Source organism: Leifsonia sp. NPDC077715 (genome assembly GCF_040686855.1).
Lineage (GTDB): Bacteria > Actinomycetota > Actinomycetes > Actinomycetales > Microbacteriaceae > Leifsonia.
Genome location: NZ_JBFBOG010000003.1, coordinates 660,185 through 674,482, shown reverse-complemented (window position 1 = coordinate 674,482; position 14,298 = coordinate 660,185). Strand labels below are relative to the sequence as shown.

The following is a 14,298-nucleotide window of genomic DNA, read 5'->3' as shown; positions in this document are numbered from 1 at the left end:
TGACCGGGAAACAGTCTAGGGCAGCACGACGACCTGGGCGCCGAAGACCAGACCCGCGCCGAAGCCGATCTGGAGCGCCAGTCCGCCGCTCAGCTCCGGGCGTTCCTGGAGCAGTCGATGGGTCGCGAGGGGGATGGAGGCGGCCGACGTGTTGCCCGTCGTCTCGATGTCGCGCGCGATCGCGACGGTCTCCGGCAGCTTGAGCTGCTTGGCGAACTCGTCGACGATGCGCATGTTCGCCTGGTGCGGGATGAACGCGGCGAGCTGGTCGGGGGCGACCCCGGCCTCGTCCAGGGCGCGCTTGGCGACCTTCGCCATCTCCCACACCGCCCAGCGGAAGACCGTCTGGCCCTCCTGGCGCAGCGTGGGCCACTCCTTCTCGCCGTCGCGGAACTCGGTGAGCGTGCCGTTCATCCCGACCGCGTCGGCCTTGGAGCCGTCGGAGCCCCACACCGTCTTGGAGATGCCCGGGTACTCGCTCGGGCCGATCACCACGGCGCCCGCGCCGTCGCCCAGGAGGAACGAGATGGTGCGGTCGGTCGGGTCGACGACGTCGGACAGCTTCTCGGCGCCGACGACGAGCGCGTAGTGGGCGACGCCCGCGCGGATGAGCGCATCCGCCTGCGCGATGCCGTAGGTGTATCCGGCGCAGGCCGCGTTCATGTCGTAGGCGGCGGCCGGGTTCGACCCGACGCGGTCGGCGAGCACGGCGGCGAGCGAGGGCGTCTGCTGCACGTTCGAGATGGTGGCGACGATCACCGCGTCGATGAGCGACGGGTCGACGCCCGACTTCGCGATGGCCTCCTTCGAGGCCTCGGTGGCGAGGTCGACGGCGAGGATGTCGTGGCTGGCCCGCGTGCGGGTGATGATGCCGGTGCGCTGCCGGATCCACTCGTCGGAGGAGTTGATCGGGCCAACGAGGTCGTCGTTCGGCACGACGAGGTCGCCGCGGGCGGCGCCGATCGAGAGGATGCGGGTGTACTGGGGTCCGTGCGACTGCTGCAGCGTGGGGTGGGTCATCAGGCCTCCTGGTCGATGAGGTCGAAGGCGGCCGGCAGGTCGTCGGGGGTCTTGATGGCGACGGTCGGGACGCCCTTGAGGCCGCGCTTGGCGAGGCCGACGAGCGCGCCCGCCGGGGCGACCTCGATGAGACCGGTGACGCCGGCCTCCTCGAACGCCTTCATGTCGAGGTCCCAGCGCACCGGCGACGAGACCTGGCCGACGAGCAGGCGCAGGAACTCGGCGCCGTCGGTCACCTCGGAGCCGTCCTTGTTGGTCCACAGGCGCAGGGTCGGGTCGTTCGTCGTCAGCGTGGACGCGAACTCCTCGAGCGCGGGAACGGCCGGGGCCATGTAGCGCGTGTGGAACGCACCGGCGACCTGCAGCGGGATGACGCGCGCACGGGCCGGCGGGTTCTCGGACAGCTGGGCCAGCGCGTCCAGGGCTCCCGCGACGACGATCTGGCCGCCGCCGTTGTAGTTGGCGGGGGAGAGGCCCAGCTCGTCGAGGCGCGCCAGCAGCTCGGCCCCGTCCGCACCGATGACGGCGCTCATGCCGGTCTGCACCTCGGCGGCCGCCTTCGCCATCGCGGCGCCGCGCTCGCGCACGAACGCGACCGCATCGGTCTCGCTCAGCACACCGGCGCCGGCCGCAGCGGTCAGCTCGCCGACCGAGTGGCCCGCGATCCCGCCGACGCGCTCACGGCGTCCGTCGGCGAACAGGGCGGACAGCGTCAGCAGGCCCGCCGAGACGATGAGCGGCTGCGCCACCGCGGTGTCGCGGATGGTGTCGGCGTCGCTCACGGTGCCGTGCGCGACCAGGTCGATGCCGACCGCGTCGGAGATGCCGGTGAGCTGATCGCGGAACGAGGATTCGGCGAGCCAGGGCTCGAGGAAGCCCGGGGTCTGGGATCCCTGCCCCGGGCACACGATGACGATCACGGTTTCCAGTCTGCCAATCTTCCGCCAGGCGGATGTGTCGGATGGATACGAAGTATTCGGAAAATGCTTGTGGTTGTCTACAACTCAGCCGCCGCGGCGCGGCGAGTCCGGCTCGTTGATCGAGCCCACGATGAGCGCCGCCTGCAGGATCAGCGCCTCGCGCGCGCCGGTCGCGTCCCAGCCGATGACCTCGGACACGCGCTTGAGCCGGTACCGGACGGTGTTCGGGTGCACGAAGAGCTCGCGCGCCGTCGCCTCGAGCGAGCGGCCGTTGTCGAGGTAGCACCAGAGCGTCGTCAGCAGCTCCGACGAGTACGCCTGCAGCGGGCGGTAGATGCGGCTGATCAACGTCGCCCGGGCCAGGCCGTCGCCCGCGAGCGCCCGCTCCGGCAGCAGGTCGTCGGCGTGCACCGGCCGCGGGCAGTTGCGCCACGCCTTGGCGACCGCGAAGCCGGCGAGGGCCGCCTTCGCGCTCTTGGACGCGTCCACCAGGCTGGGGACCTCGTGGCCGAGCACCAGGTGGCCGGGTCCGAAGCCGGGCTCCAGCTGGGTCGCGATCTCGAGGAACGAGACGACCGGCGCCGGGCCGATCGCGTCGTCCGGGGTGCTGTCGCTCGGCCATGCGCGGCCGATCACGAGGACGAGCCGGCTGCCCTGTACGCCGATCAGCACATCCGCCGACATGTGCCGGGCGGTCCGCCGCAGCTGGTCGACGTCGAGCATCTTCGGCGCGGTGCCGACGAGGACGCTGACCTCGCCGTGCCCGTGCCAGCCGAGGGCGGCGATGCGGCTGGGCAGCTCGTCGTCGTACTCACCGGTCAGGATGCTGTCGACGACCAGCGCCTCCAGCCGGGCGTCCCACAAACCGCGGGCCTCGGCGGCGCGGGCGTAGACGTCGGCGGCCGCGAACGCGATCTCGCGCGAGTACAGCAGGATCGCCTCCCGCAGGTCCTCGCCGCCCGCCGACTTGACCCGCTCCTCGACGACCTCCACCGTGATCTTGATCAGCTGGAGGGTCTGCTGCAGGCTCACGCTGCGCAGCAGCTCACGCGGGGCCGCGCCGAACACGTCGGCGGCGATCCACGGCGTGGACCGCGGGTCGTCGTACCAGGAGATGAACGACGAGATGCCCGCCTGAGCCACCAGGCCGACGGCGCTGCGCCGGCCCGGTGGCATGTCGCGGTACCAGGGAAGGGTGTCCTCGAGCTTCTTGAGCGTGGTCGTGGCCAGCTCACCCGAGATCTTGCGCAGCCACGCGAGCGTCTCGGGCTTCGTCCTCTCCACCTGGCTCCCTGCCACGGCGGTGTTACGCCTCGCCGCCCGCGGAGCCGGTGGTGCCGGCGTTGACGTCGTGCAGGAGGTACTTCTCGATCGCCCAAGCCGGAGCGTTCGGGTCCACCTGGCCGCGAGCCGCCAGCAGCTCGAGCGTGCGGACCACGATCGAGGGACCGTCGATCTTGAAGAAGCGACGGGCGGCCGGGCGCGTGTCCGAGAACCCGAAGCCGTCGGCGCCGAGCGTGGCGTACTCGCCGGGCACGAACGGACGGATCTGGTCCGGCACGGCGTGCTCGTAGTCGCTCACAGCCACGAACGGGCCCTCGGCGTCCTGGAGCTTGCGGGTGACATACGGCACCTGCTTCTCCTGCTGCGGGTAGAGGAAGTTGTGCTCGTCGGCGCGGAGGCCGTCGCGGCGCAGCTCGCCCCACGAGGTGACGCTCCACACGTCGGCCGAGACGCCCCAGTCCTGCGCCAGCAGCTGCTGGGCCTCGAGCGCCCACGGCACCGAGACGCCGGAGGCGAGCAGCTGAGCCTTCGGGCCCTGATTGTCGGCGGGACGGAGGCGGTGGATGCCGCGGACGATGCCGTCCACATCCACACCCTCGGGCTCGGCCGGCTGCACGATCGGCTCGTTGTACACCGTGAGGTAGTACATGACGTTCGGGTCGGGGTGGTTCCCTCCGTACATCCGCTCGAGGCCGGCGCGCACGATGTGGCCGATCTCGTAGCCGTACGCGGGGTCGTACGACACGACCGCCGGGTTGGTCGAGGCGAGCAGCGGGGAGTGGCCGTCGGCGTGCTGCAGGCCCTCTCCGGTCAGCGTGGTGCGGCCGGCGGTGGCGCCGATGAGGAAGCCGCGCGCCATCTGGTCGCCCGCCGCCCACATGGCGTCACCGGTGCGCTGGAAGCCGAACATCGAGTAGAAGACGTAGACCGGGATCAGCGGCTCGCCCTGGGTCGAGTACGACGTTCCGACGTTGGTGAACGCGGCCAGCGCGCCCGCCTCGTTGATGCCGACGTGGATGATCTGGCCCTGAGGGCTCTCCTTGTAGGCGAGGAGCAGTTCGCGGTCGACCGACGTGTAGTTCTGGCCGTTCGGGTTGTAGATCTTCGCGTTCGGGAAGAACGCGTCCATGCCGAAGGTGCGGGCCTCGTCCGGGATGATCGGGACGATGCGGTGGCCGAAGTCCTTCGACCGCAGCAGGTCCTTCAGCAGGCGGACGAACGCCATCGTCGTGGCGACCTCCTGCGTGCCGGAGCCCTTCTTCGCGATCGCGTAGGAGTTGTCCTCCGGCAGGTTGAGCTGCGTGTACTTCGCGCGGCGCTCCGGGACGTACCCGCCGAGGTCGCGGCGGCGCTCGTGCAGGTACTCGATGGTCTCGTCCTCGGCGCCGGGGTTGTAGTACGGCGGGAGGTACGGGTTCTCTTCGAGCTGGGCGTCGGACACCGGGATGCGCATCGCGTCGCGGAACGCCTTCAGGTTGTCGAGCGTCATCTTCTTCATCTGGTGGGTCGCGTTGCGGCCCTCGAACGACGGACCGAGTCCGTAGCCCTTGATGGTCTTGGCGATGATGACCGTCGGCTGCCCCTTGTGCTCCACGGCCGCCTTGAAGGCCGCGTAGACCTTGCGGTAGTCGTGGCCGCCGCGCTTGAGGCCCCACACCTGGTCGTCGCTGTAGTCCTTGACGAGCTCGAGCGTGCGCGGGTCGCGACCGAAGAAGTTCTCGCGCACGAACGCGCCGTTCTCGGTCTTGTAGGTCTGGTAGTCGCCGTCCGGCGTCTGGTTCATGAGGTTGACCAGGGCGCCGTCGGTGTCGCGGGCGAGCAGGTCGTCCCACTCGCGGCCCCAGATCACCTTGATGACGTTCCAGCCTGCGCCGCGGAAGTAGCTCTCCAGCTCCTGGATGATCTTGCCGTTGCCGCGGACCGGGCCGTCGAGACGCTGCAGGTTCGCGTTGATGACGAAGGTGAGGTTGTCCAGCTTCTCGTTGGCCGCCACCTGAAGCTGACCGCGCGACTCGACCTCATCCATCTCGCCGTCGCCGAGGAACGCCCAGACGTGCTGGTCGGAGGCGTCCTTGATGCCGCGGTTGGTGAGGTACTTGTTGAGCTGCGCCTGGTAGATCGCGTTGATCGGGCCGAGACCCATCGACACGGTCGGGAACTGCCAGAAGTCGGGCATGAGGCGCGGGTGCGGGTAGCTGGAGAGGCCGCCGCCGGCGTGGGACTTCTCCTGGCGGAAGCCGTCGAGCTGGTCGGTGCTGAGCCGGCCCTCGAGGAACGCGCGGGCGTAGACGCCGGGGGAGGCGTGGCCCTGGAAGAAGACCTGGTCGCCGCCGCCGGGGTGGTCCTGGCCGCGGAAGAAGTGGTTGAAGCCGACCTCGAAGAGGGTCGCGCTGGAGGCGTAGCTGGAGAGGTGGCCGCCGACGGCGATGCCGGGGCGCTGCGCACGGTGCACCATGATGGCCGCGTTCCAGCGGATCCAGGCGCGGTAGCGGCGCTCGATCTCCTCGTCACCGGGGAAGGCGGGCTCATCCTCGGCGGAGATGGTGTTGATGTAGTCCGTCGTCGGGACCATCGGGACGCCGAGGTGCAGCTCGGACGAGCGCTTCAGCAGGCTGAGCATGATCTCGCGAGCACGCTCGTGGCCATGGGCCGCAACCAGTTGGTCGAGGGATTCCCGCCACTCGGCGGTCTCCTCCGGGTCCGAATCGATGTTGTTCACCGAGTACGGGTCCTGGTCGTTTACAGTCACCCTCGACCTCTTTCTTGTGTCGGATGGATCGTGGACGTGCCGCTGGGCTGTCGGTTCTCGACAAGCGTGGACACCATCCTTCAGCCTAGCCGCACTCCGGGTTCGCTGTTGACCGCATGGTTGGCGCTCGGATCGGACAGGTTTATGCTGTCTCCTCGTGGCTCTTGAGAACGACACCCAGGCACCCGACTTCGAGCTGCTGAACCAGTACGGCGAGACCGTTCGGCTCAGCGACTTCCGTGGCCGCAAGGCGGTCGCGCTCGTCTTCTTCCCGCTCGCGTTCTCGGGAACCTGCACCGGCGAGCTGTGCGCGCTGCGCGACAACCTCGCCCTGTTCGAGGACCACCGCGTGGAGCTGCTGGCGATCTCCGTCGACTCCAAGTACACGCTGCGGGCGTGGGCGGAGCAGGAGGGCTACTCGTTCTCGCTGCTGGCCGACTTCTGGCCGCATGGCGAGATCGCGAAGGAGTACGGGGTGTTCCTCCCCGAGAAGGGCTTCGCGAACCGCGCGACCTTCCTCATCGACGAGCGCGGCATCATCCGCGCGTCGTTCATCACGGCACCCGGCGAGGCCCGCTCGATCGAGTCGTACCGCGCCGCGCTCGACCGCCTCCCGGCGCACGTCTGACCCCGTCCACTAGGCTGGTCGGCATCCCCATCCCGGGCCTTTAGCTCAGCTGGTAGAGCGCCACGTTTACACCGTGGATGTCGTCGGTTCGATCCCGGCAGGGCCCACCATCACCGCATCGTCGCCGGTTCGATGCTGAGCCGCGAGGCAGGGCCCACCATCACCGCATCCCTCATCTAGTGGTCGCAACACGCCGTTATGGCCACGGCGATAACGGCGTGTTGCGGCAACTAGATGTCGCGCGCTGCGGGGGAATGGGCGGCCAGCAGCGTGAAGACTGCATCCACGGTCGCGGCCATGTCCACTGACGGGTCTTGCAGCCACTGCAGCTGCATGCCGTCGGAGACCGCCTGGACGATGCGCGCCAGCGTCTCCGGGTCGACGCCTTCCGGGAGCTCGCCGGCCTCCTGCCGCTGGGCCAGCGCGCGGGCGAACATCCGCCGCAGGGCCTCGCTGCGCTCGACGAAGTACGCGTGGGCGGGATGCGTCTCGTCGCCGGCCTCCACCGCCATCCGCGAGAACAGCTGCACTAGGCCGGGGACCTCCGCGTTGTGCCGGACGATCCCGACGAAGCCCTCCCGCATCCGCTCGATGCCCGGATTCTCGTCGATGCCGCCGAACCGCCGCGAGTCGACCTCGTCCCGCTTGCGCAGGATGGCCGTGAACAGCTCGTCCTTGCTGCCGAAGTAGTGCAGCAGCCCGGCCTGCGACAGCCCGACGGCCTCGGCCAGCTCCTTCACGGACGCGCCGTGCCAGCCCTCGCGCGCGATGACTTCGAGCGCGGCCTCCAGGATCTCCTCCCGCTTGGCCACACCCTTCGCGTACGCGCCCCGTCGTGCCATGCCCCGAGCATAAACCCGAACGACGCTTGCTTTTCCAAAACCGAGTGACGTATGGTTTTCCCACCATCCACGGTGGATGGTGAGAGGACCCCCGCGACAATGACGTCAGACACCTCCGTCCCACCCGTCACGACCAACACCTTCGTCGGCACCGCCGCAGGGAACGACGACCCGCCCGCGCCGATCAGAGGGCTCCGCCGCCTGATGGTGTGGATCATCCCGGCCAACCTCGGTATCTACCTGATCTGGGGAGCGCTGCCGGGCATCCTGCTCCCGCAGCAGATCACCATGCTGTTCGGCGAACAGGACAAGGTCGCCAACCTGACGATCGCGGCCACGATCGGTGCGTTCGCGGCGATGATCGCCCAGCCGATCGCCGGCCAGATCTCCGACCGGACGCGGTCCCGCTTCGGGAGACGCGCGCCGTGGATCGTGATCGGCTCGCTCGCCGGCGGACTCTCCCTCATCGGGCTCGCCTTCGCGAACTCGCTGGTCGGCGTCGTGATCGCGTGGACGCTGGTGCAGATCAGCTACAACTTCGCTCAGGGTCCGCTGACCGCGATCATGCCCGACCGCGTCCCGCTCAAGCGCCGCGGCACCTTCGCCGCGCTGTCCGGCATCGGCCTGATGGTGGGCGCTCTGGGCGGTCAGATCGTCGGGTCGCTCTTCTTCAACAGCCTCACGGTCGGCTACGTGTTCTTCGCCGTCTTCTCGCTCGTCGTGCTGAGCCTGTTCGTGCTGTTCAACCCGGACTACCCGAGCACCCGCCTCGAGCGGGAGCCGTTCACGTTCGTCCAGTTCCTCAAGACGTTCTGGGTGAACCCGATCGCGCATCCTGACTTCTTCTGGGCGTTCACCGGCCGGCTGCTCCTCTACACCGGCTACTTCGCCGTGACCGGCTTCCAGCTCTTCCTGCTCACCGACTACTTCCACGTCGACCACCCGGAGCGGCTCATCCCGCTGCTCGGCCTGCTCAGTCTCGTCGGGATCATCATCTCGACGGTCGTCTCCGGCCCGCTGTCCGACCGGTTCGGACGCCGCAAGCCGTTCGTCTTCGCCTCCGCCGCGGTCGTCAGCCTCGGCTTCCTGCTGCCGTGGATCTGGCCGGATGTGAACGCCTGGATCATCATGACCGTCCTCTCCGGCTTCGGCTTCGGGATGTTCCAGGCCGTCGACACCGCGCTGATGAGCGAGGTGCTGCCGTCGGCGAAGTCCTTCGCGAAGGACCTCGGCGTCGTGAACATCGCCGCCACCCTCCCGCAGACCCTCGCGCCCGGCCTCGCCGGCGCCATCGTCCTCGCCTTCGGCTACGCCGCGCTCTTCCCGATCGCGATCGTCCTCGGCATCCTGGGCGCGCTGGCCGTGTGGCCCATCAAGGCGACCCGCTGACCATTACCACCGAAAGGAACCCCATGACCGACACCACGACAGACCCGCGCGCCGACCTCACCGGCCTCACCGTCGAGGAGAAAGCGGCGCTGACCAGCGGCGAGAGCTTCTGGCGCACCAAGGCGGTCGGCGATATCCCGTCCGTGATGCTCACCGACGGACCGCATGGACTGCGCAAGCAGCGGGAGGGCGGCGATCACCTCGGGATCGGCGACAGCGTCCCGGCCACCTGCTTCCCGCCGGCGGTGGCCCTCGGCTCCTCGTGGGATGTGGAGCTCGCCGAACGCGTCGGCACCGCCCTCGGCGTCGAGTCGTCCATCGAGGACGTCGCCGTCATCCTCGGCCCGGGCATCAACATCAAGCGGTCCCCGCTGTGCGGCCGCAACTTCGAATACCTCAGCGAGGACCCGGTCGTCTCCGGCGTCCTCGGCGCGGGGCTCGTGCGCGGCATCCAGTCGCAAGGCGTCGGCGCGTCGCTCAAGCACTTCGCGGCCAACAACCAGGAGGACGACCGGATGCGGTCCTCCTCCGACGTCGACCCGCGTCCCCTGCGCGAGATCTACCTGCGCGCGTTCCAGCGGGTGGTCGAGGACGCCCAGCCGCACACGGTGATGTGCTCCTACAACCGCATCAACGGGGTGTTCGCTTCGGAGAACCCGTGGCTGCTCACCGACGTGCTGCGCGACGAGTGGGGCTTCGAGGGGCTGGTGGTCTCGGACTGGGGTGCGGTGAACGACCGCGTCTCCGCTCTCCGCGCCGGGCTCGACCTGGAGATGCCGGGCACGGGAGGGATCACCGACGCGCAGATCGTCGCGGCCGTGCAGGACGGCACGCTCGACGAGGCGGTGCTCGACGCGTCCGCGCAGCGCAACGCCGACCTCGCCGTCCGCTGGGCCGCCACCCCGCGCGTCGAGGGACCGCTCGACGTCGACGCGCACCACGCGCTCGCCCGCGAGGCCGCCTCGCGCTCGATCGTGCTGCTGAAGAACGACGAGGTGGACGGCGCGCCGCTCCTCCCGCTGCGCGACGACCAGTCGATCGCCGTGATCGGCGCCTTCGCGGAGAAGCCGCGGTACCAGGGCGCGGGCTCGTCGATGATCCACCCGACCCGATTGGATGACGCGCTCACCTCCATCCGCGCGGTCGCGCCGCAGGCGTCCTACGCGCCGGGCTTCTCGCTCGCGCTGGACGTCGCCGACGATGAGACGGCGCGCCTGCGCGACGAAGCCGTCGCCGCCGCATCCCGCGCCTCGGTCGCGGTCGTGTTCGCGGGGCTTCCTGCGCGCCTGGAGTCGGAGGGCTACGACCGGGAGGACATCGACCTGCCGGCCGACCAGGTCGCGCTCATCGACGCGGTCGTCGCCGTGAACCCTTGCACGGTCGTCGTGCTGTCGAACGGCGGCGTGGTCGCCCTCCCGTTCGCCGCGTCCGTCCCGGCGATCGTGGAGGCGTGGCTGCTCGGGCAGGCCGGCGGCTCGGCGACCGCCGACGTGCTGTTCGGCGCCGTCACCCCGTCCGGCAAGCTCACCGAGACGGTCCCGCTGCGACTGGAGGACACGCCTGCGTTCCTCAACTTCCCCGGGGAGGAGGGGCACGTCCGCTACGGCGAGGGAATCTTCGTGGGCTACCGCTGGTACGACGCCCGGCGCATGGAGGTGGCGTTCCCGTTCGGGCACGGGCTGTCGTACACGACCTTCGGATACGGGGACGCGACCGCGTCGACGACCGCGGACGGCGACGTGGAGGTGCGCCTGACGGTCACGAACACCGGCGAGCGCGTCGGCCGCGAGGTGGTGCAGGCGTACGTCTCGCTGCCCGGGTCGACGGTACAGCGCGCGCCGCGCGAGCTGAAGGGCTTCGCGTCCGTGGAGCTCGCACCGGGGGAGTCGCGCGAAGTCGCGATCGTTCTCCGTCGCGCGGACCTCGCGTACTGGGACGTCCGCGCCGAGCGGTGGATCGTCGAGGGCGGCGACTACGTGGTCGAGGTCGGTTCCTCCAGCCGTGATCTGCGGACGTCGACGACCGTCGCGGTGGCCGGCGACGAGGTCCGGCTGCCGCTGACTCGCGAGTCGTCGCTCGCAGAGGTGCTGGCGCATCCCGTCGCAGGTCCGCTGGTGCAGCAGGCGCTGGCCGGGATGTCGCAGATGCTCGAAGGGGCGTCGGCGATCATGCCGGAGGGCGTGTCCATGGACAAGATGATGGGCTCGTTCCCGATCGGACGTATCGGCATGATGGCCGGCGGGTCGGTCACGCCGGAGATGATCGACGGGCTGCTCGCGGCGGCCAACGCGCCCCAGCAGTAGCGCGGTGGAGCTCAGGGCAGCGCGGAGCGATGCCGCGATCCCAGCGCCGAGGGATCCTGCGACCGAGGTAACGAACATGACGAGAACCCTGCCGCTACCCTGACGGCATGCCCCAGGGACCGTACCGCTGGTTCGTCTACGCCGAGCTGCTGCTCGCCGCCGTGACCTTCGTCGCGCTGCTGTTCGTGGTCGCCCCGTACGGCGGGCGGCACGGGCGCAGCGGATGGGGGCCGACGGTCCCGGCGCGCGTCGGGTGGGTGGTGATGGAGGCGCCCGCGTCCGTCCTGTTCCTCGCGTTCTACATGCTGGGGGAGCACCGCTTCGAGCTCGTCCCGCTGCTGTTCCTGCTGCTCTGGCAGGTCCACTACGTGTACCGCGCGTTCGTGTACCCGTTCCTGATGCGTTCGGGGTCCCGGATGCCGGTGCTCGTGATGCTGCTGGCCATCCTGTTCAACCTGCTCAACGCGTGGGTCAACGCGCGATGGATCTCGGAGTACGGCGCATACCCGGCCGCCTGGCTCGCGGACCCGCGGTTCTGGATCGGCGTGGCGCTGTTCGCGGGCGGCCTGGCACTGAACATGCGGTCGGACCGGACCCTGCGGCGGCTCCGCGGCGACGGCAGCGGCGGGTACCGCATCCCGTACGGCGGCGGTTTCCGCTACGTGTCGAGCCCGAACTACCTCGGCGAGATCGTCGAGTGGACGGGTTGGGCGGTCGCGACCTGGTCGCTCGCCGGCCTCGCGTTCGCGCTCTACACCGCAGCGAACCTCGCTCCCAGGGCCGTGTCCAACCACCGCTGGTATCGCTCGACCTTCCCGGACTACCCGCCCGAGCGCCGGGCGATCATCCCGTTCGTGCTCTGACCCCACCATCGAGTACGCGAAGAGTGCACGTCGCGGCGGCGTGTCGCGTGCATTCTTCGTGCACTCGTTGGGGGCGGATGTCGGTGGGCGAACGTAGGCTGGCGCGGAGAGCGAGGTTGCGGTGGCCGAGAGCGTCGAGCAGTGGTGGGCGCGCCGTCAGTGGTCGAAGGGCGCGGCGGTGCCGTACCCGATCGGGCGGTACCGCACCGACTGGGAGCGGTATCCCGTTCTCGTGCGGCAGTACCATCCGGATCTCAATCACGGGATCACGCTGACACAGATCCCGCCCGCGGCCGACGTGTACCTGGTCTGGCAATGCGATTCGGGTCATCTCTTCGTGGCGACGCCGGAGGAGCAGCGGTCGCGGCCGGGCGGGACGCGCCGTCGGTCGGTGTGGTGCCCGCAGTGCGCGGAGGCGGCCGCGCCGAAAGCCGTGAAGGTGCCGGAGCCGGATGCCGGACTCCACCTGTGCGGGCACGCTCGGGACCTGCGGCGGATCGAGAACGATCCGGCCGACGACCGCTGCTATCTCTGCAGGCGGCTCGACCGTGAGACACTCACACGCGAGCAGCTGGTGACCATGGCGGCGCCCGGTTCGCGGGTGGCGGTGTCGGCGGCGAACAGCACGGCGGGAAAGTTCTCGTGGCAGTGCGAGCACGGGCATCCCACGTACCAGGCGACGATCGAGCGCATCCTCGGCGGGCGTCGGTGCCCGATCTGCCGGCACGCGCGCGGGGGAGCGGATCGTGTCGCGGTGGGGGAGGCGTTCGTCAGCCGCTGGGCGCCGGTTCCCGCGTCCGCCGCCGAGCCGGAGCTGAAGCGACGGCTCGCCGCGCGGCTCGACGTCTCGCTCGACGCAAACGCCGTGCGGGTCGCCAAGCCGTTCTACGCGCATCTCGAGGTCTGGCCCGACATCCTCATCCCCGAACTGAAGGTGGCGATCGAGTACGACACGACCGGGCGGCACGGGCTCGAACACGTCGGTCCGCGCGAGGAGTCGGACCGCCGGAAGGACCGGCTCCTGCGTGCCGTGGGCTGGGAGGTCGTCCGGGTGCGGTGCGGCAAGCTGCAGCCGATCGGGCCGTTCGACGTCACGGCCGGCGGCGTGACCGACGCACTCGTCGACCGCATCATCGGGCGGCTGGGTGAGATCCGCGGCGAGCTCTTCGTCGCGGCGTACCGGCGCTGAACGAGCCCGACCGTTCGCATGCTTTTCCCGCTTTCTGCGCTCTGGTGACGCGCCCGGACCGCTCGCTACGCTGGGCGGCGAACGGGCATCCACGAGCTCTCACGAGGAGGACACCATGCCGTCGATCCTGAACCCCTACCTCAACTTCCGCGCGTCCGCGCGCGAGGCGATGGACTTCTACCAGTCGGTCTTCGGCGGGGAGGTGCAGCGCAGCACCTTCGCCGAGTACCAGATGGCGCAAGACCCGGCGGACAACGACCTGATCATGCACTCGCAGCTCACGTCGCCGAGCGGCTTCACCCTCATGGCGGCGGATGTCCCGGCGCACATGGACCTCCAGGAGGGCTCGAACATCTCCATCTCGCTGAGCGGCGACGACGAGGCGGAGCTCACCGGCTACTGGGAGAAGCTGGTCGAGGGCGGCACCGTCCTCGAACCGCTCAACAAGGCGCCGTGGGGAGACAGCTTCGGCATGGTGATCGACCGATTCGGCGTGCAGTGGCTGGTGAACATCGCGGGAACGCCGCGGGAGTCGGACGGCTGATGGCCGCCGAGGGCGACACCGCCTCGGAGGAGAACGCGGGCACTCCGAGCCGTCCGGTGATCGTCGGGGTGCACCGCGGTCAGTCGCGCGCGGTGCTGACGGAGGCGGCGCGGCTCGCGGCGGAGCTGGGCAGGCCATTGCTGTGCGCGTATGTCTCGGAGGACAGCTACCTCACCGAGTGGGACAAGCCGGGCGAGGTCGCCGAGGAGTCGCTGCATCCGACCGAGGTCGGCGCAGGGGAAGGCGAGGCCGTGCTGGCGCTCACGTCCGCGATCGAGACGGCGCTGGCCGATGTCGACCCCGCGCCGAGTGGATGGTCGGTGCGGCTGCTCGCCGGCGACCCCGCCAAGGCGCTCGGCCGGCTGGCAGCCGAGACCGAAGCGCGGCTCATCGTGGTCGGCACGCACCGACGGGGATTCTCGAACACGCTGGAGAACTGGCTGGCGGGGTCGGTGGGAGCGCGGCTGACGCACGATCAGCGGACGCCCGTGGTGGTGGTCCCGGTGACGGCCAAGGACCTCGCCACACCGACGATCGCGTGACGCGACGGCCTGCTGACCGGAGGGA

At 69.9% G+C, this 14,298-nt stretch carries 12 protein-coding genes and 1 tRNA gene; 8 read left to right on the top strand and 5 right to left on the bottom strand.

What is annotated here, in order from left to right:
- Nucleotides 1-15: 15 nt before the first annotated feature.
- From AB0P25_RS17090 to aceE, 4 genes are all read right to left on the bottom strand, one after another.
- On the bottom strand, nucleotides 16-1,020 hold the full coding sequence (locus tag AB0P25_RS17090; RefSeq protein ID WP_363808958.1) for a beta-ketoacyl-ACP synthase III: 1,005 nt from the start codon (nucleotides 1,018-1,020) through the stop codon (nucleotides 16-18).
- Nucleotides 1,020-1,940: an ACP S-malonyltransferase gene (locus AB0P25_RS17085; protein ID WP_363808957.1), complete on the bottom strand. Its 921-nt coding sequence runs from the start codon at nucleotides 1,938-1,940 to the stop codon at nucleotides 1,020-1,022. The genes AB0P25_RS17090 and AB0P25_RS17085 overlap by 1 nt, the downstream gene beginning before the upstream one ends.
- 84 nt (nucleotides 1,941-2,024) lie before the next feature.
- A complete protein-coding gene (locus AB0P25_RS17080; RefSeq protein ID WP_363809339.1) occupies nucleotides 2,025-3,224 on the bottom strand; it encodes a helix-turn-helix domain-containing protein in 1,200 nt (399 codons plus the stop codon).
- Between the two features lie 22 nt (nucleotides 3,225-3,246).
- Nucleotides 3,247-5,973, bottom strand: coding sequence for a pyruvate dehydrogenase (acetyl-transferring), homodimeric type (aceE, locus tag AB0P25_RS17075; protein WP_363808955.1), 2,727 nt, complete (start codon nucleotides 5,971-5,973; stop codon nucleotides 3,247-3,249).
- A gap of 157 nt (nucleotides 5,974-6,130) precedes the next feature.
- Between aceE and AB0P25_RS17070 the strand changes: the two genes are divergently transcribed.
- On the top strand, nucleotides 6,131-6,601 hold the full coding sequence (locus AB0P25_RS17070; RefSeq protein WP_363808954.1) for a peroxiredoxin: 471 nt from the start codon (nucleotides 6,131-6,133) through the stop codon (nucleotides 6,599-6,601).
- A gap of 34 nt (nucleotides 6,602-6,635) precedes the next feature.
- Nucleotides 6,636-6,711: transfer RNA gene (locus AB0P25_RS17065), tRNA-Val, on the top strand.
- Nucleotides 6,712-6,831: 120 nt separating this feature from the next.
- Here AB0P25_RS17065 and AB0P25_RS17060 read toward each other — a convergent pair.
- On the bottom strand, nucleotides 6,832-7,443 hold the full coding sequence (locus AB0P25_RS17060) for a TetR family transcriptional regulator (protein ID WP_363808953.1): 612 nt from the start codon (nucleotides 7,441-7,443) through the stop codon (nucleotides 6,832-6,834).
- A gap of 99 nt (nucleotides 7,444-7,542) precedes the next feature.
- Here AB0P25_RS17060 and AB0P25_RS17055 point away from each other — a divergent pair, with 99 nt between their 5' ends.
- The 6 genes from AB0P25_RS17055 (at nucleotide 7,543) to AB0P25_RS17030 (ending at nucleotide 14,273) form a co-directional block, all read left to right on the top strand.
- Nucleotides 7,543-8,832: an MFS transporter gene (locus tag AB0P25_RS17055; protein WP_363808952.1), complete on the top strand. Its 1,290-nt coding sequence runs from the start codon at nucleotides 7,543-7,545 to the stop codon at nucleotides 8,830-8,832.
- Between the two features lie 23 nt (nucleotides 8,833-8,855).
- On the top strand, nucleotides 8,856-11,135 hold the full coding sequence (locus tag AB0P25_RS17050) for a glycoside hydrolase family 3 C-terminal domain-containing protein (RefSeq protein WP_363808950.1): 2,280 nt from the start codon (nucleotides 8,856-8,858) through the stop codon (nucleotides 11,133-11,135).
- A 107-nt stretch (nucleotides 11,136-11,242) separates the two neighbouring features.
- Nucleotides 11,243-11,998 (top strand): methyltransferase, encoded by a 756-nt coding sequence (locus AB0P25_RS17045; protein ID WP_363808949.1) that lies wholly within the window; start codon nucleotides 11,243-11,245, stop codon nucleotides 11,996-11,998.
- Between the two features lie 121 nt (nucleotides 11,999-12,119).
- Entirely contained in the window at nucleotides 12,120-13,187 is a 1,068-nt protein-coding gene (locus tag AB0P25_RS17040; RefSeq protein ID WP_363808947.1) for a zinc-ribbon domain-containing protein, read from the top strand.
- Nucleotides 13,188-13,302: 115 nt separating this feature from the next.
- A complete protein-coding gene (locus AB0P25_RS17035) occupies nucleotides 13,303-13,731 on the top strand; it encodes a VOC family protein (protein ID WP_363808945.1) in 429 nt (142 codons plus the stop codon).
- On the top strand, nucleotides 13,731-14,273 hold the full coding sequence (locus AB0P25_RS17030) for a universal stress protein (protein ID WP_363808943.1): 543 nt from the start codon (nucleotides 13,731-13,733) through the stop codon (nucleotides 14,271-14,273). Before AB0P25_RS17035 ends, AB0P25_RS17030 begins: the two co-directional genes overlap by 1 nt.
- Nucleotides 14,274-14,298: the final 25 nt, after the last annotated feature.

Coding starts and splice junctions, on each gene's coding strand:
- AB0P25_RS17055 (WP_363808952.1), top strand. CDS start 7,543: ATGACGTCAGACACCTCCGTCCCACCCGTCACGACCAACACCTTCGTC.
- AB0P25_RS17060 (WP_363808953.1), bottom strand. CDS start 7,443: ATGGCACGACGGGGCGCGTACGCGAAGGGTGTGGCCAAGCGGGAGGAG.
- AB0P25_RS17045 (WP_363808949.1), top strand. CDS start 11,243: ATGCCCCAGGGACCGTACCGCTGGTTCGTCTACGCCGAGCTGCTGCTC.
- AB0P25_RS17035 (WP_363808945.1), top strand. CDS start 13,303: ATGCCGTCGATCCTGAACCCCTACCTCAACTTCCGCGCGTCCGCGCGC.
- AB0P25_RS17030 (WP_363808943.1), top strand. CDS start 13,731: ATGGCCGCCGAGGGCGACACCGCCTCGGAGGAGAACGCGGGCACTCCG.
- AB0P25_RS17050 (WP_363808950.1), top strand. CDS start 8,856: ATGACCGACACCACGACAGACCCGCGCGCCGACCTCACCGGCCTCACC.
- AB0P25_RS17090 (WP_363808958.1), bottom strand. CDS start 1,020: ATGACCCACCCCACGCTGCAGCAGTCGCACGGACCCCAGTACACCCGC.